Annotated in this window: 19 protein-coding genes and 6 tRNA genes; 11 read left to right on the forward strand and 14 right to left on the reverse strand. The window is 51.7% G+C overall.

The features are described from left to right. Window positions 1-70: 70 nt before the first annotated feature. The 6 genes from ACJJIT_RS12460 to ACJJIT_RS12485 form a co-directional block, all read right to left on the reverse strand. Window positions 71-505, reverse strand: coding sequence for a hypothetical protein (locus ACJJIT_RS12460; protein ID WP_152456343.1), 435 nt, complete (start codon window positions 503-505; stop codon window positions 71-73). A gap of 211 nt (window positions 506-716) precedes the next feature. After that, window positions 717-2768, reverse strand: a complete 2052-nt coding sequence (ligA, locus tag ACJJIT_RS12465) for an NAD-dependent DNA ligase LigA (RefSeq protein ID WP_444898587.1) — start codon at window positions 2766-2768, stop codon at window positions 717-719. 155 nt (window positions 2769-2923) lie between these two features. Beyond that, window positions 2924-3958 (reverse strand): cell division protein ZipA, encoded by a 1035-nt coding sequence (zipA, locus tag ACJJIT_RS12470; RefSeq protein WP_444898588.1) that lies wholly within the window; start codon window positions 3956-3958, stop codon window positions 2924-2926. A gap of 23 nt (window positions 3959-3981) precedes the next feature. Beyond that, complete coding sequence (gene smc / locus ACJJIT_RS12475; RefSeq protein ID WP_444898589.1) at window positions 3982-7485, reverse strand: chromosome segregation protein SMC; 3504 nt, start codon at window positions 7483-7485, stop codon at window positions 3982-3984. Between the two features lie 328 nt (window positions 7486-7813). Further along, window positions 7814-9067, reverse strand: coding sequence for a c-type cytochrome biogenesis protein CcmI (gene ccmI / locus ACJJIT_RS12480; protein ID WP_444888585.1), 1254 nt, complete (start codon window positions 9065-9067; stop codon window positions 7814-7816). Then, window positions 9064-9582, reverse strand: coding sequence for a cytochrome c-type biogenesis protein (locus ACJJIT_RS12485; protein WP_444900916.1), 519 nt, complete (start codon window positions 9580-9582; stop codon window positions 9064-9066). The genes ccmI and ACJJIT_RS12485 overlap by 4 nt, the downstream gene beginning before the upstream one ends. Before the next feature lie 184 nt (window positions 9583-9766). On the opposite strand from ACJJIT_RS12485, the gene ACJJIT_RS12490 reads away from it, so the two are divergent. The 6 genes from ACJJIT_RS12490 to ACJJIT_RS12515 all read left to right on the forward strand — a co-directional run bounded on the left by ACJJIT_RS12490 (window position 9767) and on the right by ACJJIT_RS12515 (window position 11286). After that, a tRNA-Val gene (locus ACJJIT_RS12490) sits at window positions 9767-9842 on the forward strand. A 48-nt stretch (window positions 9843-9890) separates the two neighbouring features. Then, a tRNA-Asp gene (locus ACJJIT_RS12495) sits at window positions 9891-9967 on the forward strand. A 447-nt stretch (window positions 9968-10414) separates the two neighbouring features. Continuing rightward, window positions 10415-10490 (forward strand) — tRNA-Val (locus ACJJIT_RS12500). A 48-nt stretch (window positions 10491-10538) separates the two neighbouring features. After that, a tRNA-Asp gene (locus ACJJIT_RS12505) sits at window positions 10539-10615 on the forward strand. A 470-nt stretch (window positions 10616-11085) separates the two neighbouring features. After that, window positions 11086-11161: transfer RNA gene (locus tag ACJJIT_RS12510), tRNA-Val, on the forward strand. 48 nt (window positions 11162-11209) lie between these two features. After that, window positions 11210-11286: transfer RNA gene (locus ACJJIT_RS12515), tRNA-Asp, on the forward strand. A gap of 110 nt (window positions 11287-11396) precedes the next feature. On the opposite strand, the gene ACJJIT_RS12520 is transcribed toward ACJJIT_RS12515, so the two are convergent. Together ACJJIT_RS12520 and ACJJIT_RS12525 are read right to left on the reverse strand one after the other, a co-directional pair. Beyond that, the gene (locus ACJJIT_RS12520; RefSeq protein ID WP_252085337.1) at window positions 11397-11855 is read right to left on the reverse strand and encodes a GFA family protein; all 459 of its coding nucleotides are present in this window, start codon (window positions 11853-11855) and stop codon (window positions 11397-11399) included. Between the two features lie 344 nt (window positions 11856-12199). After that, window positions 12200-13090 (reverse strand): patatin-like phospholipase family protein, encoded by an 891-nt coding sequence (locus tag ACJJIT_RS12525; protein ID WP_444898590.1) that lies wholly within the window; start codon window positions 13088-13090, stop codon window positions 12200-12202. A gap of 182 nt (window positions 13091-13272) precedes the next feature. On the opposite strand from ACJJIT_RS12525, the gene ACJJIT_RS12530 reads away from it, so the two are divergent. The 3 genes from ACJJIT_RS12530 to ACJJIT_RS12540 all read left to right on the forward strand — a co-directional run bounded on the left by ACJJIT_RS12530 (window position 13273) and on the right by ACJJIT_RS12540 (window position 15217). Then, window positions 13273-13770 (forward strand): PH domain-containing protein, encoded by a 498-nt coding sequence (locus ACJJIT_RS12530; RefSeq protein WP_444898591.1) that lies wholly within the window; start codon window positions 13273-13275, stop codon window positions 13768-13770. Between the two features lie 110 nt (window positions 13771-13880). Continuing rightward, window positions 13881-14615, forward strand: coding sequence for an esterase/lipase family protein (locus tag ACJJIT_RS12535; protein ID WP_444898592.1), 735 nt, complete (start codon window positions 13881-13883; stop codon window positions 14613-14615). A 140-nt stretch (window positions 14616-14755) separates the two neighbouring features. After that, window positions 14756-15217, forward strand: coding sequence for a GNAT family N-acetyltransferase (locus ACJJIT_RS12540; RefSeq protein WP_444888581.1), 462 nt, complete (start codon window positions 14756-14758; stop codon window positions 15215-15217). A gap of 19 nt (window positions 15218-15236) precedes the next feature. On the opposite strand, the gene ACJJIT_RS12545 is transcribed toward ACJJIT_RS12540, so the two are convergent. From ACJJIT_RS12545 to ACJJIT_RS12565, 5 genes are all read right to left on the reverse strand, one after another. Next, the gene (locus ACJJIT_RS12545) at window positions 15237-16745 is read right to left on the reverse strand and encodes a PepSY-associated TM helix domain-containing protein (protein ID WP_444898593.1); all 1509 of its coding nucleotides are present in this window, start codon (window positions 16743-16745) and stop codon (window positions 15237-15239) included. A 46-nt stretch (window positions 16746-16791) separates the two neighbouring features. After that, window positions 16792-17430: a hypothetical protein gene (locus ACJJIT_RS12550; protein WP_444898594.1), complete on the reverse strand. Its 639-nt coding sequence runs from the start codon at window positions 17428-17430 to the stop codon at window positions 16792-16794. 38 nt (window positions 17431-17468) lie between these two features. Beyond that, window positions 17469-19673, reverse strand: coding sequence for a TonB-dependent siderophore receptor (locus ACJJIT_RS12555; RefSeq protein WP_444898595.1), 2205 nt, complete (start codon window positions 19671-19673; stop codon window positions 17469-17471). A 438-nt stretch (window positions 19674-20111) separates the two neighbouring features. Beyond that, window positions 20112-21686 (reverse strand): AbgT family transporter, encoded by a 1575-nt coding sequence (locus ACJJIT_RS12560; protein WP_444890760.1) that lies wholly within the window; start codon window positions 21684-21686, stop codon window positions 20112-20114. Window positions 21687-21775: 89 nt separating this feature from the next. Continuing rightward, complete coding sequence (locus ACJJIT_RS12565; protein WP_444890761.1) at window positions 21776-22786, reverse strand: tryptophan--tRNA ligase; 1011 nt, start codon at window positions 22784-22786, stop codon at window positions 21776-21778. Between the two features lie 614 nt (window positions 22787-23400). Here ACJJIT_RS12565 and ACJJIT_RS12570 point away from each other — a divergent pair. Together ACJJIT_RS12570 and ACJJIT_RS12575 are read left to right on the forward strand one after the other, a co-directional pair. Further along, entirely contained in the window at window positions 23401-24084 is a 684-nt protein-coding gene (locus tag ACJJIT_RS12570) for a glutathione S-transferase family protein (protein WP_444898596.1), read from the forward strand. Between the two features lie 213 nt (window positions 24085-24297). Then, on the forward strand, window positions 24298-25032 hold the full coding sequence (locus ACJJIT_RS12575; protein ID WP_444898597.1) for a 4'-phosphopantetheinyl transferase family protein: 735 nt from the start codon (window positions 24298-24300) through the stop codon (window positions 25030-25032). 43 nt (window positions 25033-25075) lie between these two features. Here the strand turns inward: ACJJIT_RS12575 and ACJJIT_RS12580 are convergent, their stop codons facing one another. Next, window positions 25076-25594 (reverse strand): MaoC family dehydratase, encoded by a 519-nt coding sequence (locus ACJJIT_RS12580; protein ID WP_444885459.1) that lies wholly within the window; start codon window positions 25592-25594, stop codon window positions 25076-25078. Window positions 25595-25606: the final 12 nt, after the last annotated feature.

A 25606-nucleotide genomic window follows, 5' to 3' on the forward strand; every position in this document is an offset into this window, starting at 1 on the left:
AGGAAGTATTAAGAGCTAAAAGAAAAGACCCAGGATACCGGGGATTGAGGCGCAGAGTGAGCTTGCCAAGTTAGACACTCACCCGCCCCTCCTGAGTCCATTCACAGCGTACCTGCATGTCACCACTTCCGGGTTCATGATAGAGGCCAGCAGCCTCCCAACTAAAGGAATGCACTCCAGAAAGCTCGGTTTCCAAGTGTACAGTGGCGGACACCCAGTACATGCTTCTCAACAATTCCTCAAACTTCTGAATCCACATATCCCATTCATACTCTACCGCACGATAGGAGGCACCAAAGTGGATCACATCCGTTTGGTATTGGGATTGCTTCATTTTAATGGTGGGAATAGAAAACATATCGCGACAGAGAAAGGGCCACTCGTCGGCACTGGGCAGAGCGAGTACCGCATTGCGGTTAATACGACGGCGTTCGCTACCTCCGGCAAGGCTATTGCTGTCTTTGATACAACCGTAGACTATGGATTCCTGATCGCCCTGAAGCATTAATTCCTTTCCTTACCACAGCGCCACCGGACATCAGGTACCCAGGGCAAAAAAGATCTAGGAGATGCACTTTAACGGCGAAGCGACCAGAAAGCCATAACTCCACGGGTGATCATTGGCATTACCATGACTATCGCCGATTTATTTATAAATAATTTGTGAGATTTAACGAGAAGCGCGAGCACCAATTCACAGTGCCCGCAACGACAGATTAAATTTCAAATCCCCGTTGGCGCAACATATCCATCAGACCCTCTTCATCCATCACCGGAATGTCCAACTCCCGCGCCTTGTTCAATTTTGAACCGGCACCGGGGCCCGCCACTACATGGTGGGTTTTTGCAGAGACACTACCAGCCACCTTGGCACCAAGACGTTGCAGGTAATCCTTGGCCTCGCTGCGTGACAGCGTTTCCAATTTTCCAGTCAGCACCCAGGTCTGGCCCGCTAGGGGTTGCTCCTCGGCTGCGACTTCTTCCACCACCCAGTGCACACCCGCCTGGCGCAAGGCTTCGATCTCTTCCTGGGCGTGAGATTGCTGGAAGAACTCGGCAACAAAATGGGCAACAACAGGTCCCACATCTTCCACCTCCTGTAGTGCCTCTTCACTGGCCGCCATCAATACCTCCAGGGAGCCGAAATGGCGAGCTAGGTTGCGCGCAGTCGCCTCTCCCACCTCGCGAATACCCAGGGCATAAAGGAATTTGGGCAGGGTTGTATCTTTGCTGCGCTCCAAGGCATCGAGTAGATTTTGTGCAGATTTCTGTCCCATGCGCTCGAGCCCGGCAACCTGCTCGAGATCGAGGTGGTAGAGGCCGGAAACCGAGTGCAGCAGCCCCTCATCCACCAACTGTTCTACCAATTTGTCCCCCAGGCCATCGATATCCATCGCCTTGCGCGAAGCGAAGTGCTTGATCGCCTGCTTACGCTGAGCGCTACAAATCAAACCACCACTGCAACGGGCAACGGCTTCCCCGGGAGTGGATTCTACCGGCGAATCACACACCGGGCAGTGCGCTGGAAATTCAATTACACGGGCATCTTTCGGGCGCTTACTCTCCACAACCGAAACCACCTGGGGAATCACATCCCCAGCACGGCGAATCACCACGGTATCGCCGATCATCACACCGAGGCGCTGGATTTCATCGCGATTGTGCAAAGTCGCATTGGAGACGGTTACCCCACCCACAAACACCGGCTTAAGGCGCGCCACTGGGGTAACCGCCCCAGTGCGTCCCACCTGGAACTCCACATCCAGAAGCTCGGTCATTTCTTCTTGAGCGGGAAATTTATAGGCCATGGCCCAGCGCGGCGCCCGGGCAACAAAGCCCAAACGGCGCTGCAGGGGAATACTATTGACCTTAAACACAATACCATCGATATCGTAGGGTAAGCCCTCGCGTTTATCGCCGAGCTCGCGGTGGTATTCGATGCAGGCCTGAATATCCGCCGCCAAACGCATTTCGCTATTCACCCGAAATCCCCACTGCCCCAGTAACTCGAGCGTTGCCAGATGCTCTTCCGGCAGAGAGGCCCCCTCGACCAGCCCAGTACCATAGACACAAAGCTCAAGCGGGCGCTGGGCGGTAATGCGGGAATCGAGCTGTCTAAGACTGCCCGCCGCCGCATTGCGAGGATTGACGAACAGCTTCTCGCCCGCGGCGGCAGCCTTGCGATTTAACTCGGCAAAGCCCGCCTTGGGCATATAGATTTCACCGCGCACCTCCAGCACTGTCGGATACGCAGTGACCCCCTTTTCTCGACGCAGACGCAGTGGCACCGAGCCCACAGTGCGTACATTCTGCGTTATATCTTCGCCAGTGGTGCCATCACCACGGGTCGCCGCACGCTCCAAAATGCCATCGCGGTAGAGCAGACTGATAGCGATACCATCCAACTTGGGCTCACAGGCATATTCGATTGCGCCCTTGCTATTTAGGCGGTCTCTCACCCGACGATCAAATTCCAGCAGCTCCTCATCGCTAAAGGCATTATCTAGAGAAAGCATGGGTACTTCGTGGCGCACTTCAGAAAAGGAGGATAGCGGCTCTGCGCCGACCCGTTGGGTAGGCGAATCCGGGCTCAGCAACTCTGGGTATTGTTGCTCTATATCCTGCAACTCTCTTAGGCGGCGATCGTACTCCACATCCGGTAATTCCGGATTATCCAGCACATAATATTGATAATTAGCTTTTAGGAGCAGCTCGTGCAAAGCCTCTACTCGCTCGCGTATTGACTGGGGTATGGATTGTTTGGTCATCGACAGTTCGAGTGAAAATAAATCAAAAAAATTAAACTCAAATGCAACAACGGCCCCAGCTCGCGGAAAAGCCCTCAGGCTCAACCGCGGCCTGGGGCCGCGTTGTTACAAAGCAAGAATTGTAAAACTATGCGAACAAATAGTGTTGCAGGTTATCAGCCTTGCGCCTTGCTCAGGGCCCGGCGACGCTGATACTCCACGACACGCTGACGATAGTGCTCAGCAGTCTGGGCAGTGAAAACACTGCGATTTTCATCTTTCAACTCGCCCCCGAGCAACTCGGCAATTTTGTAAGCGGTAGAAAGCATTTGATTGAATGCCTGGATCGCCTCGCCCTCAACCGGTAACGCCAGGAACATACTGACCCCCGGGGTGGCAAACTCTTCCATTTGTGCCAGATCAAAAACACCCGGCACCACAATATTGGCCAGGCTAAATATCACCGCACCATCGGCACCGCCTCCCTCGTGGTAATGGAAGATATTCATCTCTCCAAAACGCATACCAGAGGCCACCATTACCCGCAGAAGATCGTTGCCCTCAAAGTAATCGCCTTCGGGTGCCATCACATTAATAACCAGCACTTCATCGCGGACCGAGCTTTTTTCTACAGCGGTTTCTTTGCTTGGCGACACAACCGCATCGGCTTCGCGGGCTTGGGGCTCATCCCGCGGGGATATGGGCTCTGCCCTCTCTTCGGTGAGCGCATTGAAGCTCTCAGACTCATCCAGCGCCGGCTCAAAGCGCTGCTCCTCGCCCACAGAGTCCATCAAGGTGGGTACCTGCTCCTCCAGGTCCAGCAGCCCCTGCTCATGGGCGTTGCGCTGCGGTGCACTGCCCGCGAGGGGCTTACGCGAGGAAATAAAGCTCTCCTGCACTTGGCGGTTCACATGCAGTGCATCTTCCATAGCACGCCTTTGCACAACACGCACCTGACCTGGCAATTCACTGGTTGCCGGTCGCGGCTTTGTCTCTTCCTGGGAATCTCCGGGGGACCCACTTGTTTCGGGTGGGCGAGCCGGTTCCTGCACAAGGGGGTCCGCATCACCCCCCACTTCGGATTGCATCGCTTTGGACAGATTCCGCGATACCTTTACCGCGGCTTTCTGCCGTAAAATTGCGCGGCGTACGCCGTCCAGCACCACTACAAGCAGCACTACCACGAGGATCGTAACCAGCCAGTTATCCATTTAAGCGCTCCTCCTTTTACGCCTTATGCAGAAGCCAGCTCTGCTGCTTCTTCCACATTCACCGATACCAGGCGAGAGACACCCGGTTCATGCATGGTCACACCCAACAGCTGATCCGCCATCTCCATCGCAATCTTGTTGTGGGTAATATAGATGAACTGAACGTGTTCTGACATTTCTTTAACCATTCGTGCGTAGCGACCTACGTTAGCGTCATCGAGAGGAGCATCCACTTCGTCCAGCATACAGAAAGGTGCTGGATTCAAGCGGAAAATAGAGAATACCAGGGCGATTGCCGTCAGCGCTTTTTCCCCACCGGAGAGTAAGTGAATCGTGCTGTTGCGCTTGCCCGGCGGGCGCGCCATGATCGCGATCCCAGTATCGAGCAGGTCCTCGCCAGTCAGCTCCAGATAGGCGTTACCGCCCCCAAAAACTTTCGGGAAGAGTTCCTGCAAGCCCGCATTGACCTGATCGAAGGTCTCCTTAAAGCGGCTTCTCGTCTCTTTGTCGATTTTCTTAATTGCATTTTCCAGAGTCTCCAGCGCCTCCATCAGGTCACCATACTGGCGATCCAAATAATGTTTACGCTCAGACTCCTGTTTGTATTCATCAATAGCGGCGAGGTTGATCGGGCCCAAACGTGAGATACGCGCGGCTACCAACTCCAGATCTTCCTGCACCTGGGGAATCGTCAAGTCCCCGGGTAGCTGTTCGAGCAGCTGATCCAAATCCTGTTCATCTTCGCGCAGCTGTTCTACCAGGCCGTTGCGCTGCACTTCAAGGGTTTGTGCGGAGAGACGTTCCTGCTCCAACTGGGCGCGCACCCCCTGTAAAGCCGCCTCAACTTTGTGCCGCTCCTGTTCCTGTTCGCGCAGCCCTGTCTCCACCTCTTCGAGTTTTTTACGGGCTTCTGCTAGCTCCGTTTCCACCTCAATACGCTCACCTAGTTTCTCCTCCAGCTCCATTTGGAAATCCTGAGAGGGGTCCTGGGTTTCAGCCATCTGCTCCTGCAGCTGGGCCCGGCGGCTACGCAAGCGCTCCAGTTGCTCACCCATCACTTGCAATGTGCGCTCCAGAGAAACCATCTGGGTGCGCACCGACTGTTCGCGCATAGCCAGCTCGTGCGCGCGATCCTTGTCCTCGCGCGCACGCTGTCTGGCGGCATCCAGAGCTTCGCGCAGGGCTTCGCGCCGCTCCATCAGCATTTCGCGACGATCGGTGTCATCGCTCATGGCCTCCACGGCTTCCTGCAGCATCAGGCGCGCCTCGGAAAGCGACTCACCTTCGATTTCCTGCTGCTCACGCACCTCGGCAATTTCCTGCTCGATGCGATTGCGGCGCTCACTCATCTGCTCTGCGCGGGCGCGGCGAGCAGAGAGCTGGCTGCGTAATTCGGCTTCGCGCCGCCCGAGCTGCTCGGAGTCGTTGCGGGCTTGTTCAATCGCCCGCTCAACACCGGTCACTTGTTCGCGCAGAGATTCACACTGCTCACTGCACTGCTCAATCTGCTCTTCGCACAGGGATATCTCTGCGGACAGAGTTTCCAGATCCTGCTTGCGGGCGAGCACCCCAGTCTCGGCATCGCTGGCACGGCTCACTCGCAACCAGTTAGGACCCAGCCAGAGCCCATCCCGTGTCACAATAGACTCATGGGGTTGCAGGCCAGTGCGCTGTGCCAGCGCTTCATTGAGAGTGTCCGCGGTATAGATGCCGGCGAGCAGGCCGGTAAGAGAGGACGGCCCCTGTACAACGCTTGCCAACGTGGGCAGCTGCCCAACGGTCGCTGCTCCCACCACGGTGCTATCGATAAAGACAGCCTGGCCATTTTGCAGCTGCTCCAAGCTCTCAGTCAGACTTTCCAACTGCTCGACGCAGACCGCCTGTAACTGTTGACCGAGAACGGTTTCCACCGCTGTTTCCCAGCCCGCTTGTGCCTGGATTTGGTCAGCCAGGCGTGGGCGATCGCTCAGGGATTGCTGCTGCAGCCAATTTTCCACCGCTTTGCCCTGCCCCAACGCAGCCTGTTGCAGCGCCTCAAGAGAAGCCTGGCGGCCCCGGCTGGTTTGCAACTGCAGGCGCAGCTGGTCCAGCTCTGTCGCCAGCTCCCGCTCGCGATTGCGTATTTCCTGCAGGGATTCTGCTCGCTCGGCAACTTCCTCGCGACGCTCCTGTACCTGCATTTCCAGCTCGGCAAGCTGTTCATTTAACTGCTGGGTTTCCTCATCATCCTCGGAAACCTGAAGGCCGGACTGCTCTGCGGTGAGCTTGTTAATCCGCTCCAGTAGTCGCTGCCCGGAAGTCTCCAGATGTTGGATGCGAGACTGCTGCACCTCTGCTTTCTGGCGAGAGCCAGAAGCCCCCTGATTAAATTGATCCCACTCGTTTTGCCAGTTGCGCATCTGCTCTTCGGCTTCGAGTAGCCCGGTGGCGGAATCCTCCTCTGCGGCGAGTACCATTTCCAGATCTGGAACAATTACTTCTAGCTCTTCCTCAAACTGGGCTGCCTTCTCGCGATCTACTTCCAGGTTGGTCTCCGCTTCGCGGAACTCCTGCTCGGTCTGGGCCAAATCGGAATGCAGGCGAGTGGAGCGCTCGCGGGCATGGGCGATACTCTGCTCCAGGCGGGCAATATCCGCACCCACCGCATAGAAGCGTCCCTGCACTTCATTAAAACCATCGGATAACTCGTGATAGCCAACGCGCTTTTGCTCAATGCCGGTATCACAGTTCACCTGCCGGGTTACCAATTCCTCAACGGTAAGCTCCAGTTCGCCAATCTGTTGCTGCTTGGCGACAGCCTGCTCATTGAGTTCGCGGTATTTTAGGGCTTGCAAATTTGCCTTATGGCTGCGCTCTTCCTCTTTAAAGCGGCTGTATTTTTCTGCCGCGGCGGACTGTCGCTCCAAGCGAGACAATTGCCGATCCAGTTCATCGCGAATGTCGGTGAGACGCTCCAGGTTTTCAGAAGTACGGCGCATACGGTTTTCCGTATCCCGCCGCCGCTCCTTGTATTTGGATATACCTGCAGCCTCTTCGATATAGACCCTGAGTTCCTCGGGCTTGGCCTCAATCAACTTGGAAATCATGCCCTGTTCGATAATCGCATAACTACGCGGACCGAGACCGGTCCCCAGGAACAGATCAGTTACATCGCGGCGACGGCACTTCTCCCCATTTAGATAATAGTTATTCTGGCCTTCGCGCGTGACCTTACGTTTTACCGAAACTTCGGAGAATGCGGCGTAGGCGCCAGTTAATTTACCGGCAGAATTATCAAATACCAGTTCAATAGAGGCCTGACCTACAGGTTTACGACCACTGGAGCCATTAAAGATAACGTCTGTCATAGAGTCGCCGCGCAGATTTTTTGCGGACGACTCACCCATTACCCAGCGCACAGCATCGATCGTATTCGATTTACCACAGCCGTTAGGGCCAACCACCGAGTTGAGGTTTGTCGGGAAATAAACAGTGGTGGGGTCAACAAAGGATTTGAAACCCGCAAGCTTGATGCACTTCAGACGCATGTATTCTTAAACTCGGTATTTTTATCTTTGCCGGCCCGATCACCAAGCACTCAATTGTACATGGCGCCACCGGGGCTTTCAGCGCGGCTTTTCACAGTATCTTTTCACGCGGATTATCGGCCGGAATGGCCAGTGGTCAAGTCAAGATCGCGCAATGGCTTTAACTGGTACCCAATGCCAACATTTCAAGCGGCACAAAATCACCACCAGTGGCAAAACAAAATCTATTTCTACCAGTGCGGCTGTGACCGCCCAGGCGCCAAATAGTTCTCAGGCCGCAGCACTCTCCTGAACACTGCAGCCTGCCAACGCGATACTTGAATAGGGCCTAAAGCTCCCGGTCAATTACGATAGACTGCGACTCACTCCAGCTGGATTTAGGTAGGGTCTTGATAGAGCCCTGCCAATCGCCCGCCGCGGGGCGCGCGTCACCACGCAAAGCCAAGCGTGCGACCAATTGCACCGTATCTACGGTTGAAATGGAGCGCCCTGGCATCATAGCCCGGGATTCATCCAACACCACTTCGGCTGGTAACTGGCCAGCGGTTAGCCGAACAATCGCCAAAGGCATTGGGCTATCAGTGCTGCGGGCATAAATGAACACCGGCGTTGACGGATCTGCTTTAACTTGGTCACCCAAGCTCACTTGCACTCGAATTTCCGCTGCGGCCTCACCCTCAACTCCAGCATTTTCCTCTACAGCGGCTTGAACTATCTCAACCGCACCATCTTTACCATCTTCGCCCAGGGCCTTTTCGGCGCGGGCAACACCCGCCGCCAATGCCTCTGCCGCCGCAGACCCTGGAGCTAGCTGCGCAAGGGCACCCTGCCAATGATCACGCGCCTTGCGGTAATCCTTGTCCTCATAGGCTGCAATTCCCGCCAAGCCTAATGCTGTCCCATTGCTGGGCTGGGCCTCTAGCACCTGATCGACCAGAGTGCGAATTTCATCCGTTATTTTAGAGCCACCCGCAAAAAATAACGCTTGCGCCAGCTCGGCCTTAACCATAACTGCCTCGGGTTCCCGTGCCAGCACATAGCGATAGGCCTCTACCGCTCCGGCGATATCACCAGTGACCAGAAGCCGTTGAGCCAGAACAAAGCGACTACTCAAATCCTCAGGGTGAGTTTCTGCCCGCTGCTTTAACTGCTGAGTGATGCGTTCTTCAGCTGAGGAGTCTGTTTGCCCCTGCTGACTGGCCAACATTTCACGGTACAGAGATACTTCCTGGGGGCGCTCAGAAAAGACATAGGCCCCCACTGCAATCGCAGGCACAAGAACGGCCAGACCAATCAGCAACCCGGAGCCTTTACTCGAGGGGGTTACGGCATTCACCTCTTCTTTGGCACTCAATAATTCGCGTGCCATCTCCGCTTCCAGCTGGGCAAATTGCCGCTCATCCATAGCGCCACTTTGCACCGCTGCGCGAAGCTCTCGCGTGCGCTCTCGATACAGCTGCGCCAGGGCTTCACGCTTATCTCCACCGGAACGCCGGGCACCGGCTCCACGCAATCCCGGTAAAAGGAAGATAAATGCCAACAGCAATAACAGGATCGCTAAACCAAACCAAATATCAGTCATTTGCTCTTCTTCCCAGGGTCAGTCAAATCGTCCAGGTCATCACCTAGCAGTTTTTTCAGACGGCGCCTCTCTTCTGTAGTCAATTCTCCAGAGTCATCGTCCTGACTGGCACCAGTGCCACTGCGAGAACGCACCACAATCACAATCAAAGCCAGTAGACCCACCAAGGCAAAGATGCCGGGAGCCAGCCAAAGCGCCAGAGTATTGCGCTGTACCGGGGGCCTGTAGAGAACAAAGTCCCCATAGCGGGCCACCATGTAGTCGGTAATTTCTTTGTCTGTAAAACCCTCTTCCAGTAGCCGGCGAATTTCCCGCCGCAAATCTGCGGAAATCGACGCATCCGAGTCGGCCAGGTTCTGGTTCTGGCATTTTGGACAACGCATTTCTTCGATCAGCACCCGGTAGCGCGCCTCCAGTTCCGGAGAGGACAACTTCTCCGTCTCCACCACCGCCTGTGCCACTACGGATAGGCACAAGAGGCCAAACGCAAGTAGAAATTGCCCCAACCAGCTCATCTGTTTCACGGCTTACTCCACGCTCACACCCTGGAAATTTACGCGATTATAACAGTGTCGCCACTTGCCGGACACGCCCATCATCTCGTTCTTAAACGCCTTAACTCATTGAAAGACAAAAAAAAATTCAAAAAAGGCGTTGACGCCGCAAAGAATATCATTAAGATACGCAGCTCCTGACACGGGGTGGTTAGCTCAGTTGGGAGAGCGACGGCCTTACAAGCCGTAGGTCACAGGTTCGACCCCTGTACCACCCACCACTTCTCTTACTCTTGCCAGGCAAGAGCCACCAAGAGAAACAGGAATGCGGACCGGTAGTTCAGTTGGTTAGAATGCCGGCCTGTCACGCCGGAGGTCGCGGGTTCGAGTCCCGTCCGGTCCGCCATATACAAAAAAGCCCTGCTCGCAAGAGCGGGGCTTTTTTGTATGCGCAGACATTAACAACCTATAAAACTCCTTCTCCAAGCTCCTGCGCCACACCCAACACCCACCTGTAGCAACTCAAGCAATTAACAACAATACACGGCAGTAAAAAATCCCCCCCCGCACAACCATTATTACCAGCCTCACGTGCACACAATTTTAATCGCCAGTAACAAGGCAACCAGCAATTCCCAACCCGAAACGGGTTTCTTTCACTACCATTTAATTGTCAGCGGGATAAAAAACCAGCAAGTTATTTTTAAGTAAAATAAATTCAGCGGATAAAACTCTGAAAGAAAATCCACCACCTAACTGATGTTTTTTTATCCTAAATCAAGTTTTTAGAATTTTTTTGCCATAGTTGTTGACCGCTAAAAAAATATCATTAAGATACGCAGCTCCTGACACGGGGTGGTTAGCTCAGTTGGGAGAGCGACGGCCTTACAAGCCGTAGGTCACAGGTTCGACCCCTGTACCACCCACCACTTCTCTTACTCTTGCCAGGCAAGAGCCATCAAGAGAAGCAGGAATGCGGACCGGTAGTTCAGTTGGTTAGAATGCCGGCCTGTCACGCCGGAGGTCGCGGGTTCGAGTCCCGTCCGGTCCGCCACATACAAAAAAGCCCTGCTCGCAAGAGCGGGGCTTTTTTGTATATGCTCCGATCCCATAAGCAGCTCAAAGAAATTTTTGTTAAAAAATTAATTAAATTTCGAAACTATAACCGGCAACCCGTTAAAGGGACAGCGCAAGTCTGAGTGATCGCCAACCTGCTACAGAAAACCTCATCGAAGTAAATTCTTACCAAAAGCTTCCTTTGTGGATCACACAAAACAATCGCTTCACCCGATGAAATAATCTGCCAGTCCACACCGAAATATCCTTTAGATTTATTTTTTACTGACGACCAGCAAAGACAGAACAGCTCTTTATCTGCCGGAAAAACATTCAGCAAAAAGGTAAATTAAAAAAAATAATTGAGAATTGATGATTTTTCGATCTAAATAAATTTTTATTTAATTTTTTTTGTTAAAGCTATTTACCACAGAAAAAAAATCATTAAGATACGCAGCTCCTGACACGGGGTGGTTAGCTCAGTTGGGAGAGCGACGGCCTTACAAGCCGTAGGTCACAGGTTCGACCCCTGTACCACCCACCACTTCTTTTACTCTTGCCAGGCAAGAGCCATCAAGAGAAGCAGGAATGCGGACCGGTAGTTCAGTTGGTTAGAATGCCGGCCTGTCACGCCGGAGGTCGCGGGTTCGAGTCCCGTCCGGTCCGCCACATACAAAAAAGCCCTGCTCGCAAGAGCGGGGCTTTTTTGTATGCGCCAATAATCAACAGAGATTGAGGAAAGTAGAATTGCCTAATGGCTTTTTAGAGTTTGCTGCGCCTCAACTTTCCAGTAACTCACCCTCTTCTCTTTCGATCACTTCGTGCAGCAGTCTACTCAGCTCATCCATCTCAGGCATCTCCGCAAAATGCTCGGCCTGACCACCGATCTCATCCCAGTACGCTTTGGAATCAACATGTAAATGGGCCATCACCTTACCGCGAAACTCTCCGTCTAGCAGTCCAGCCGGCACCCAAAAGTGCGTGGTATTACTCATCAGGTGAGGAACAGAGCTGCCGCATTCACTACAGAAGTCGGAACGAAAACCGGTAGGTTTTCGATAAGAGGAAATTTTGTCCAATCCACGCACCCAGCGAAACTGTTCACGACTGATGAATAATGCGGTATCTGATGCGGAACCACTTAACTTGCGGCAGAGTGAGCAGTGGCATTGATAGAGACCGGGCAGCGGCTCTTCCAGCTGAAACTCAACAGCGCCGCAGAGGCACTTTCCGTTCATTATCTACTCCTTTACCTTAAGTTTGTTATTCAAAATTTTGCTTGGAATCCCACGAGTCACAGAACCATTCTCCTTATAGCCCTACAACTCATCCCATCACGGCAAGAAGGGGCAACTTAATAAACCCGAGCCAAGCAACCCTTCAAGCCGGCAGAAACACTATGAAAATTCAAAGGTTCCTTAGGTTAGCAACATTCTCCCCCCTTCACACAAGACTCCTACAGGTCAAAGAAGAAGTAAATGCCAATACTAGGCAAACTCCAGTGAAGCCTCTAGCCAACACGCCCCCCAGCCTTACTGGTATACATGCAGCTGCCACCCTAGTGGTGAGCACCCGCAGCCCTTTACGGGCTATCAGGTCCTATTGGCGGCAACTTATCCCCTGAATTTCTCAGGAAGCTTCGACCCAGCTCACTGCCGACCAGATACCCCTTCTCCAGCAACTCAACCTCCTGAGTAAAACGCTTAACGGGAAAGTCCGCAGGAGGCGCTATCACTGACACCCGGCAATCCGGTGGTGGCGCCTGGATAAAGTCTAAAGCACGGTTGTAGCGCTCTCCGCGCTCCAAGACCGCTTCAAACAGGCGGGCGTGATCGTGGAAAAACTGCTTGATGAACTTAGGAGCTGAACCCACTGGTTTTCTATAACCCAGTGGGCGAGACAGAATCACAGTAATATCCCGCGCCCCCTGCTCGTATGCTCGAATAACCGGGATTGAGTCAGCCAGGCCACCGTCGGTCATTGGTTCCCCAGCAACAGGAGGAAACTCTCGGTAAGCCATGGGGATAGCGCAGGATGCAGGAAACACTTCATGCATATTCTCGGGCGTGACGCATACGTAATGGGGCTGCCCGCTGTTGATGCTAGTTGTCACCGCATAGAGAGGCACGCCATTTTCCGTATAGCGCTCAATATTCAGAGGGACATCATTGTAAGAGGCATGCCATAACCAACTGATATCGCAAAAGTGCCCCCCTCGCAAATAGCGCCGCCAGTCAATAAAGTCCGCGCGCGTGGCATGGTCAAGTAAAATCTGGCGGCTGCGGCCATGGTCTCCCGCCAGGTAGCCAATCAGGTTGGTTGACCCCGCAGAAACGCCAATAGCGAAGTCAAAGGGGCAAAAATCCACCTCGATAAAAGCATCTAAGACTCCGGCTGCAAAAATTCCGCGCATAGCGCCACCCTCTACCACAAGGGCTGACGTGCTATCTCGCTCTTCAATCCGATTCGCCATAGTTAATCCATTGTGAAAATCGATGTTGCTCAAAATCTATTTTTGAAAACCTAAGCCGCGCTAAATCTATTTAGCCTCTCCTTTTATAAAGGGCCAATTACATAGACTGCGACTTTGCCAAGCCGATTCCATCAGCACTATGATTGAGACATTCAAACTGTCCATTACTTATTGAGTAATTTATGCCTCTTGTTGTTTTTCAAGCCCCCTGGAGCCGCCAACTGAAAATAATCAGCGCACTGAGTGCTTTTCTACTTTTGGCAATACCCTTCGTGCTGATAGCAAAATCCCAGCAAAGCCCTTCCTTCCTCTATAGCGTTGCTATTGCCCTGCCACCGGTCATTTTGCTACTAGGTGCCGTGTTTGCCATCCGCGGTTATACCCTCGCCAACGACTGCCTGCAGATACTAAGACCAGGCTGGAGAACCTCCATCTCCCTAGAAGGCTTGCAGGAGGCCAAAGTCGACCCAACAGCCATGCAAGGATCGGTCCGCATCTTTGGCAACTCCGGCCTCTTTGGCTACATCGGGCTCTTCCAAAACCAGCAACTGGGTCGTTATCGGGCCTTCGTCACGGATCAAGAGAAAGCTGTTGTTTTATATTTCCCCGGTAAAACTCTGGTCATCACCCCGGACAAACCCGAACGCATGGCAGAATTACTGCGCCAACGTATTAGATGACCAAGCGGTACCCTTCAATGATGCTCCCCTCCTCACTGAGCGAGCATCTTGGATTTTTACAGGCCCCGCAGCATACTGCAGCCACGAGAGCCACTGCTGAAAGAAAATCAATGAAGAAGTTTTTTCTCACCCTATCGCTATGCATTGGGTCTGTATTCCTGGGCGCAGCGTCAGTAAACGCCCACTCGGCCTGTGTAATCTTGCTTCACGGCCTGGCCAAATCGGATAGTTCCATGACAAAGCTGGAGCAAGCGATCAGTGCCGCCGGCTACAAGACCGTCAATGTGGATTACCCCTCTACCCGCTTCCCCATTGAGGAGCTGGCCGGCAGGGCCATAGCCCCGGCACTGGATCATTGCGCAGGACAGACTGAAATCAATTTTGTTACCCACTCTATGGGGGGCATATTGGTTCGCCAGTATCTGAGCCAGGTTAAGATTGTGAACCTCAACCGAGTGGTTATGCTGGGCCCTCCCAATAAGGGCAGTGAGGTGGTGGATAAGCTCGGTAGTTTCCCAGGGTTTGAATTTGCCTTTGGAGATGCCGGCCTACAACTAGGTACAGGCGAGCTGAGCATTCCCAATAAACTAGGCAGCGCTAATTTTGATGTGGGTATTATTGCGGGTACTCGCAGTATCAACCTGATACTGTCACGACTAATCCCTGAGACTGATGACGGAAAAGTCTCTGTTGCCAGTACCAAGCTGGAAGGCATGAATGATCACTTGGAAATGCCTGTCACCCATGTCTTCATGATGAAGGACAAAAAGGTTATTGCGCAGGTACTCCATTATCTCGAGCACGGCTCCTTTGCAAGGGGTACCCAGGAAGCCCCTCTCAATTAAAATAGCAACCAGCCTCTGGGCCTTTGTGAAAAAAATCAGAGGCCCACTACATACTGACTTTTTTTACCCTACCTGCCGGTTTAATATCCAATCTTCTCCTAATAAAAAATACAAACCCAGTAAACCAAGAGGCAATACAAGTGCAGTGGCAATGGTGTAGCTTTCAACAACTCTCTATCGATCAGCTTTATGAAATCTTACGGGCACGCCAGGAAGTTTTTACGGTAGAGCAGGATTGCCCTTATCAGGATGCAGATGGCAAAGATCAAGAAGCCTGGCACCTAATCTGCTGGGACAAGGAGAGTCAATCCCCACGATTGATGGCTTACCTACGAGTGGTATTTCCAGGCAAAAAATATTCCGAGCCCTCAATAGGCCGTGTGCTTACCGCAGAGTCTAGCCGTGGCACAGGGCTGGGCAAAGAACTGATCAGCCGCGCGGTAGAACAAACCCTGAATGAATATCCAGGTTTGGGGATTCGTATTTCCGCCCAAGAGCACCTACGTAAGTTTTATGGAGATTTTGGCTTTGAGCAGGTCTCCACCCCTTACGAGGAAGACGGTATACCTCATATCGAAATGTTGCGCCCGGCATCGGAGTAGATACCGGACTATACCCAGCTTAGTTACTTCCAACTGCCCCACCAACAGTGGAAGCAAAGGCGCCATCCCGGTGGCGCACCCAGGTATAGAGGCAGGAGGCCGCGATACCTGCAGCAATCAGCAGCCACACAGCATTGGCAACCAGTGAGGCCCTCACAAAGGAATCCGCCCCATACAGGGAAGCGTGAACAACCACAGCCAGAATGCAGGCTGCGGTGGTAGTTCCGCGGAGCAACATAGACCAACCGGCAACAGTCCCCACAAAAGCAGCTATCACACTTAAAACGATTGTGGTCAACCAGAATACCTGAGCGGCAGGAATAGCAAAGGCCAGGTAAGTCACAGCACTGAATGCAATAGCAAAAGGAATTCCCCAGACCTGAGCCATCCAAATACGCTCAAGGCGCACCGCTGGCTGCCCCCGCTGGCGCTTGCGCACCAACCAGATATTAATACCTGAAACCACCAGCACACACATGCCAATGCCCAGTAAGAAATAGGCAATTTTTACTGGGAAACCGGAGAAATGCCCGAAGTGCAGACGGAATGTGGAGAGGTATACTTGCTTGGCCGCATCACCTTCAGACCATCCCTCTTTTTCTATCAGGCTGCCATCCCCATTAAAGTGGTAGCGCTCTCCCCAAACCAGCTTTTCGGGAACCCGCGTCCAAACCTCCACTACCTGCCCCTCGCGGCCAGGGAAGGCAACCTCTAGCTTAGTACGTTCCTCACCCGGTGCGATCTGCTCCATTTGCGCAAGAATCGCAGCAAAATCTGGAAGAGGCACCTGTGCGGCATTCTCTTTCATCACCGGGTGCTCGCGATACAACATATGCTCAACTTTCTCGGTATCCCCAGCAAAGAAAACACCAGCAATTGCAAAAGCCGCAACCTGTGAAAGTCCAATAAAAGCGCCGGTAATAGCAATCGCCAAGTGAAATGGTGCAGCCCAGACGCCCAGTCGATTGTGCAAGTCCACTTGCTGCAAACGCTTTGAACCCGCCAGGCGCAGAGAGAAGGCATCCTTAATGATTTTCGGGTGTGCCAATAATCCAGAGATAATCAGTGCGGTCATCAATACACCGATCAAGCCTACAAGAGGAACCCCCAACCCCAAGGGCAGATTTAGTGCAAAATGCAAATAGGCGAGGAAGTGCGTCCACTCGTGCTGAACCTCACCCAATAAAGAACCATCCTCGTCGACATAACGCTCAATATCACCCACTTCCACAGTCAACCTGGGCATATCTGAGTTGGGGATGGTAAATTTTACTGATTCAAATTCTTCGTTTTGCTCTTTCGCCAGGGCAACCGCCTGTTCGGTAGCAAGCTGATATACAGAGGGACTGACATCGAGATTTTCCAGCTCTGAAGCCTGCTCCCAGCGTTCAAATTCATTGTAAAAAACCGCAAGTGTTCCACTGACACAAACGATATAGAGCAGAGTGGAGATGGCCAGACCGAGAACCGAATGTCCGTCAGTCATATCACGCACAAAAGCAGGGGTTGGCTTTAGGGAAAATTTCACGTTGAATTCCTAGTGAGGTCTCTTTGATCTCAAAATCGTTATTAGCTTACGCCGCTGGCATTACGGCAAAGCCACTCGCCAGTGAAAAAACTACTAGCGCTGCACTGGGGCGCAGCAGTTTCTTATCCGCACTACACCAAACCATCGCCAGGGTCCAAACAATAACCGCAACAAAAGCGCCCCCTACAAGACGGGCACTCTCACCAAACCCGGTGAAGCCAAAATAAAGAAGGCCGGCCAAAAGACCACTGGCTGTTGGTAACAATGCGATAGCCAGGAAACGTAAAACACCTCGTAGCCATAATTGCAGCAAGGCCTCATTGGATGCTGCCCCTCCCGACCTCTGTTTTTCCTGCCGAGGGGGGCCGCTCGGCCAATCACCTTTTAATGCGAGCAAGGTCAGGGCGACCAGCATGGCCAGGAGAGTGGCAATACTCACACCATATTCCACCCCCACCACTGCACTCCAAGCGAATGCCGATAACAACAGCAGGCCCCAGCCACTCCAGCGGCGCAACGGCTGGGAGCCGCTACGCAGCCAGGCTGAATAGAGACTAAAAATACCGGCAATGGCAAAAATAGTGGCCAGTCCGGCAATAAAATAGAAGGAACTCGGCATAAATATCACACTGGGAGATTTCGGCTCCCGCCCGATAGTGAAACGCAAAAAAGGGAGCTTGCCCACAGACTCCCCCTGCGGACAAACTCCCAGTCTACTCTAACTTAGAAAGTGTAACGTGCCTCAGCAGTCACGTAGCGACGCTCGCCGTAGAAGCAATCACCACGGCTCAAACAAGAGGTGGTGTGAACTTCATCGGTCAGGTTTTTCACATTGAGCTGGAATTTCCAGCTTTCCAGGGTGTAGCCGATGGTTGCGTCATATAAGGTGTAGGATGGATTTTCTGTGGGGAAATCTGCTGAGCCAGCAGGAAGGCCACCATAATAAAGTGCATAAAGTGGAAGCACTTTATCAATACCGGTATAACTCTCACCAACATGACGAGCACCTGCCCCAACGCTTAGACCGGGAACCCACTCACTAAAGTCATAGTTGCCCCAGAGAGAGAATTGCTCCTCAGGTACAGTCTCGATCTCTGTGCCAACCTCAAATGGATTGCTGCTTTCTAGCACTTCAGTATCCATCTGGCTGTAATTAGCCACTAGCGTCAGATTGCCCCACTGTCCACTGGCCTCAAGCTCAAATCCATCAATCTGCGCCTCACCGATTTGTCGGAAAGATCCGTCAAGACCGTAAGTTAAGCGATTTTTCTGCTTAATCTCAAAAGCAGAAGCAGTCATCAGGATATTAGTGCCTTCTGGCTGGTATTTAATACCGGCTTCAACTTGCTCCCCTTTAACAGGCTCGTAGGTACCACCCTGGCTATTCGGATCGGCTAAAACAGCTTCAAAAGATTCTGAATAGCTAACATAAGGCGATACACCACTGTCGAAGGCATACATTAAGCCAAATCTTTTAGTGAGTTCCGTCTCTCTCTGTTTGCCACTTACATTTTTAGCAACATTACTTTGTGTTCTCGATGATAATCTATCTTCACGCAAGCCCAAGTTAAAAATAAAGTTACCAAGGCTAACTTGGTCTTGGAAATAAATACCTACCTGCTCAGCATTGACATCGGTATTTTCTCTACCCCGCTCTTCCAGTCCTTCTGGTACAGAACCATAAACCGGGTCAAAAATATCAATGTCGCCACCGAGGCCTCGCACTCTCAGAATGCTGTTATCGATTTCTGCATTCTGGCTATCAATACCTGCAGAAATCTGATGCTCAAAAGCACCAGTAGTCAACTCGCCTGATAAGCGCAGGTCAAAAATCAAAAGATCGCTTTTCGCATCTTTCATATAGACAGTGCGCGACACTTCACGAAGGTCTTTTTGTAAGCGCAGATCATGAGTGTAGTCAGCATACATTGAGTTGTAGTCGACATCCCCTTTTGAATAACGGAGGCCTGCATTGATGCCCCAGCTATCGTTTAAACGATGATCAACCCACAAGCTATAAGCGGTTTGTTCCGTGTCGTACTTATCCCAACCTGGCTCACTAATAAAGGTATCGGTCGGGATTTCACCGTTTACGTTATCAACAATGGTGCCGCCCCAAGGCAAGAAGGCCGCAGTGGTACCTGTGTTTTCTTCTTGATGGTTCACCAGGAAAGTAATTTCGGTATCCGCACTGGGGCGCCAGGAAATGGAAGGCATAAACAGAATGCTGTCGTCATCGACATGATCAACCTGAGCATCGGCATCACGAGCATAACCCACTACGCGGTAGAGCCACTCTCCATCGCTATCCAGGGCTCCGGTGACATCGCCAGCAATTACCTTACGATCATAGTCTCCGCCCTGCACCATCAGTTCACCACCAAACTCCTCTTTGGGGCGTTTGGAAACCAAGTTGACAATACCTCCAGTAGAACCCTGCCCATAAAGGACTGAAGACGGCCCTTTAAGAATTTCCACGCGCTCAAAAGCGTAGAGGTTTGCACGTGAGCCGGTATAGCTACCGAAGGTTGTTTTTAGTCCATCGACAAACATGACTGGGTCAACAGCACGCACGGTAGACCAATCGCCGCGAGCATCAACACCAAACAAGCCGCCATTCACTCCAGCAGAGTACTGCAGGATATCCTGCACAGATTTGGAGCCAGTAACATCGAAGAAGTCTTTATCGCGCAGAGAGATAGAGAACGGTGTTTCATCAACCGGAATATCTTGCTTACCAATAGAAGTTTGGCGGGACAGGTTCAACTCGCCGGTTACGTTAACCTCTTCAAGAATTTCATTTTTATCTTCGGCAGCAAAAGCTGTTGAACTGCCTGCAGCAACAGCCAGCGCCAACAGAGAACGGCTAAGGCCGGAGATAACAGGAGAGGAGTTTTGGCGTAAACCTTGGAAACGAGCGGTGCCCATGGGGATCCCTCAACAATCATTGGAAGATTTTTGTTGCCACAGCTACTGCTGCCGACATTTGATGACGCAGATCTTAATAGGAATCGTTATCACTTACAACATTATTAGAACATTTTTTTACTAGTGCAACTCACCCAAGAGTCAAAGGCCTGTAAACAAACAGGCCCAAACCAAGAGTGCAAACGTAACTGGCGCAGTAAAAGAGATATGCTGAAGGCCTTAGGCCCGGTGGAGCTGATTAATACAGCCAATCAGTAAAGAGCTGAAATTAGCCAATATTTTTACATTTTGGCGGGGGCGTGAAGAGCCGGTTGGAAGGTGTTCGGTTAATTTTCAACCGGCACTTCACGGGAGGTGAGGCGCCCTGAGTCTCGGGCACCTCTGAAGGTAAAATAATTTTATGCTCCAGCGCGGATTAACCCTCACCGGAGCCAACTGCTAAGGCGTCGGATAGGTATAGCTGGCCTGCAGACCCAAAGGCATACCCAGGTTCCAGTAAAGAACGAGGAACAACGTCCAGCAGATCAGGAACACCACCGAGTAAGGCAGCATAATAGATACCAGAGTACCTATACCTGTACTCTTCACATAGCGCTGACAATAAACTACTACTAGCGGGAAGTAAGGCATCAATGGCGTAATGATATTAGTGGAGGAGTCACCAACCCGGTAAGCCGCCTGAGTCAGATCCGGAGAGAATCCAATCTGCATCAGCATGGGCACAAAAATCGGGGAGAGCAACGCCCACTTGGCGGAGGCAGACCCTACAAACAGATTGATGAACGCCACCAGTACAATAATCCCCATCAGGGTGATCGGGCCCGGCAGGTTCATAGCCGCCAGTAGACCACCCCCCTCAATCGACAACAGAGTACCTAGGCCTGAGCGGGCAAATTCGGAAATAAACAACGCACAGAAAAAGGCCATCACGATGTAATAGGCCATGGAACCCATGGTCTTAGACATCGCATCGATTACATCCTTACTCTTGTGGAAAGTCCCAGCGGCAAAGCCAAAAACGACTCCCGGGATAATGAACAACAGGAAGATCAGCGGCACAATAGACTTCATCACCGGCGCAGCAAAGGAGGCGAGCTGCCCCTGGGAATCGCGCAATGCAGAGGTCTCCGGCAACATCCAGGCGATAAGGCCAACAATGCCGGCAACCATTACGGTAACTGCCAGGTACATCGCCTTCTTCTCGCGGGCGCCCAGCTCCTGCATTACCGGCATATCTTCTTTATCGCCATCAATGGCAACATTCTTCAGGCGGGGCTCGATCACCTTATCGGTCAGCCACCAACCCAACATGGTCACCACCAGGCAGGATGCCGAGGTGAAGAACCAGTTGTTAAGCGGGTTGACCTGCATCTCCGGATCAACGATTTGTGCCGCGGTTTGAGTAAAGCCCTGGAGTAAGGGGTCAATGGCCGAGGGCACAAAGTTCGCCGAGAAACCACCTGACACGCCGGCAAAAGCGGCGGCAATTCCCGCCAATGGGTGACGACCGGCCGCATAGAAAATCACACCACCTAAGGGAATCACCAACACATAGCCGGCATCCACTGCGGTATGGCTGACAATCGCCACCAGAATCAACATGGGGGTAAGCAGCATCTGTGGTGTTACCGCCAGCAGCTTTTTCAGCACTGCATTGATAAAGCCACTCTGTTCCGCGACACCCACCCCCAGCATAGCCACCAACACGACGCCGAGAGGTGCAAAGCCGGTAAAGGTTGTCACCATACTGGAGAGAAAGCGGGCCAGCTCACTACTGGAGAGAAGATTGGTTACCTGAATCGCTTCTCCCGTGGCTGGGTGCAAAGTATCGAAACTCACACCAGATAACAGCCAGGACAGCACCCAAATGGCCACCATCAATACCAGGAAGAGCACCGCCGGGTCGGGCAGTTTATTACCCACAACCTCAATAAAATTCAGTGCCCGGTTGATCCAACCATTTTTGTTATTGGCATCATCGCCCCCAGTGGGACCTGCCTGAACATTTTCCATATTGAAACCCTGTACTTTCGTTATTTGTTATTAGAGTGAAAGGCGTGGGAAGAACCTCGTAACAGCAGCTCCCCACGTTGTAAAAATGGCTACTGGCCAATCTTGCGAATACCCACCGCGTGGCGCAACTTCTCGATAAAAGGTGCCGAATAGGCACGGGCCTTGGCTGCACCTTTCTCCAGCTCCTCTTCAATTTGGGAGGGGTTTTCAAGCAGAGCGTTATAGCGTTCACGCGCCTCGCCAATCTGGTCATTGACCAGTTCGAATAGCTGCTTCTTGGCCTCGCCCCAGGCAATGCCCTCTGCAAAAGCCTTGCGCATTTCGGCGGTTTGCTCCTGAGTAGCGAATGCCTGCCAAATTTGAAAAACCGTGGAAGTGTCCGGGTCTTTGGGCTCGCCCGGCTCCAGGAGATTGGTCTTGATCTTGTTGATATGCTTTTTCAGTTTTTTCTCAGGCAGGAATAAAGGGATGGTATTGCCGTAGCTCTTGCTCATCTTGCGGCCATCCAGTCCCTGCAGAACAGCCACGTGGTCATCCACGACCGCCTCGGGTAGGGCAAAATGCTCACCATAGTGATGATTGAAGCGCTGAGCGATATCGCGAGCCATCTCAATATGCTGCACCTGGTCTTTACCCACCGGCACCTTGTTGGCATTGAACATCAAGATGTCTGCGGCCATTAGGATCGGGTAGCTATAGAGCCCCATGGTGACGCCAAAATCGGAGTCTTCGCCATCTGCACGGTTGGCATCCACGGCGGCCTTATAGGCATGGGCGCGATTCATCAAGCCTTTACCAGTCATACAGGTAAGCAGCCAGGTCAACTCGGGGATTTCATGGATATCCGACTGACGATAGAAAACCACATTATCTGTATTCAATCCCAGCGCCAGCCAGGTTGCCGCAATCTCCAAGGTGGACTGATGCACCTGTTCCGGGTCCTGGCACTTAATCAACGCGTGATAATCCGCCAGGAAATAAAAAGACTGGTTGTTCTCGTCCTGGCTTGCGGCGATGGCCGGGCGAATCGCACCAACATAGTTACCCAGATGGGGAGTACCGGTGGTCGTGATACCGGTCAATACGCGCTGTTTGCTCATAAATCCTTCGTTTTCCGTACTGAGTTCAGGCAATAGAGGAGGAATCATAACCTGTTCGCGCCCGAGGTTGTATCAGCCGAAGGCATCCACTTCCAGGCCTTGCTCCAGCCATACCGGAGTACGTATATCGCTGTCCCTAACGCCAAAACACCAGAGAACCCGACTTCAGCAGAAAACTTCCCGCGGTACTGACTGGCTGAAACCCCGAAGGCTCTGCGAAAGTGGTGACGAAGAGTGGTGCAACTTTCAAAACCGACCAGCTGGGCTGATAACTCACCGACTCCAGCGCCTTTCTATGTAGGACACCCCAATTCAACCTGTGCAACCTCACTGTGTGCCAATATGTCTACGTGTAAAGTCTCCCCCTTTCCTGTCATGCTGGTCTCCACTCCTAATAACCAAATTCCTTGCACGTTCCGACTAAACCACAAAGAAAACGTCATTGGCGCAAAGTTAGCGCTAATTGGCCTTCAGGCCAATCGCAGCGGATAGCAATTATGAGGATACTATTCCTCAGGCAGTGATATTGATCAGATATCGTCCGGCGATGATGGAAGTCAAAAACCGCTGTCCAACCATGTCTCCAACACCAAAACTACATATAGAGTAAGCTTATGTATCAATTGTTTATTGGAAATAAAAACTACTCCTCCTGGTCTCTTAGACCTTGGTTGTTGATGCACCATTTGGAGATACCTTTTAATGAAAAGCTGGTTACCTTTGAGGAAGGCGGCAGTTGGGAAAAATTTCACGGCTTCTCTCCAACCGGACAAGTGCCCTGTCTGAAAACAGAAGACGTGACGATTTGGGATTCCCTAGCGATTACTGAGTACATTGCCGAAGACTTCCCGCAGGTCTGGCCGAGTGAGCGAGTAACTCGTGCCTGGTCACGCAGCGCTTCCGCAGAAATGCATTCTGGTTTTTCTGCGCTGAGAAATATCTGCCCAATGAACTGCGGCCTAAGCGTTGAGCTGCATGAAATTTCAGAGCCCCTGCAAAAAGATATCAAGCGGATTGATGAGTTATGGAGTGAAGGTATCCAGAGATTCGGCGGACCATTTTTGGCTGGCGAGGAATTTACCGCTGTCGACGCCTTCTTTGCTCCAGTAACAATAAGGGCCAAAAACTATCATTTACCTGTTAGCAAAACCGCGAAGCAGTATATTGATCTGATTCACAGTCTTCCCTCAATGCAAAAATGGATAGCGGATGCGATTCAAGAACCCTGGAGGGAGACCGCTCATGAGGAGGAAGCCCGGAGTTTTGGAACGATTGTGGCGGATTTACGCCAAAAATAGCCCTTACTCGCTTTTTTAATTAGATGCATCCGGCTCCCAAAAAATTACTGATTTTTAGTTCTGGAGCATAGTTATTCATACAACATGCCCCGGTGCAGCCAAGTACAGCTGCATCGGCAACTCCTCTATGGCAGAATGCCTTACAAAAATTTGCTTTGTAAAACTCACTCTACAAGCAGGTAGAGGCAGCAGCCACAAGTTCCAATAGCCGTAATGTTACACACCAAGCAAGAAGCACCTTTAAACTATAAATTTGGATTTATTACAGATACTTCACCCATTAAGCCCCTGAGTTTTTCAGGCCTAGTACTAGAATGCCAATTCGATCAGGACAATTATCAGGATGATTTGTTTTCAAAGCTGGGTATCAAATTCCCATATGAAATCACCCACGCTTATAAAAAACGCAAAGCCGAATTCCTTGCGGGCAGGTATTGTGCGCACCTTGCACTAAGTTATTTTGGGCTTATTAACACACCTATACCCATTGGCCCCAACCGAAGCCCTCTATGGCCAGCAGATATCTCAGGCTCTATCACCCATGCGGATAACCTTGCCATATGTGCCGTAAATAATAAGCCACAGGCCCTAGGCATTGATTATGAGCCGACAATCGCTATAAATACTGCGAATGAAATAAAAAGCCATATAATCAACCGGGCAGAGGAGGTCCTCCTTAGTGAAAGCGGGTTATCCTTCCGACAGTGGATGACCATTGCCTTTTCTACTAAAGAGAGCTTATTTAAGGCACTCTACCCTACTGTTAAGCAATACTTCGATTTTCTCGATGCCGAAATAGTGCATATTGACTGTAAAAACCACAAATTAGTATTAACTATCAAGCGCGATCTGTGTACCGCTGTCAGTAAAGGGCAGCTGTTTTCAGGAACCTATAGGTCCCACAGGGAGGGCATTATTACACTGGTTGAACATCAGGAATTCTTGTAGGCGCTCTTGAACAAGAATCTGGAGCATCTCGATTGTATCGAAGTTAATATCCAGCCCTTTCATAGGGCCCAAGATTGCGTCGGTAGATCAATAGCTTACGCTCAAAAGAACACACGCAGGCACCATGTTGGTTGAGAGCACGGGAACTAACATGCAGTAAACCTTGATCGGGGCGTGATTTGGATTTTCGCTTACCCAATACTTCCGATTCCAAATATAAAGTATCTCCAGCGTAAACCGCATCCACTTTGCAATTTACCATGCTCAAGTTGGCAACCACTTTACCAAATGTCCGGGTTGTCAAAGCCATTGCACTCAAAACAAAGGTCTCAGGCACTCTAACTCTGTCACCATAAACTCTACGAGCATAGCGTTGGTCAGAATATCCAGGGCTCAAATCAAAAGAGTGGCGCGCATAGCGTAAGCAGCTAGCCTCAGAGAAAGTATGACCTGGCCGATGCTCGAATACCTGCCCTTCTTCGAAATCTTCAAAGTCAACACCACAGGTTTCGATATAGGTATTTGGCTCAACCTCCCTGAGAAAATGCAACGAATCCTTCACAACTTTCTCCCA

Source organism: Microbulbifer mixtoriginis (SeqCode) (genome assembly GCF_052467515.1).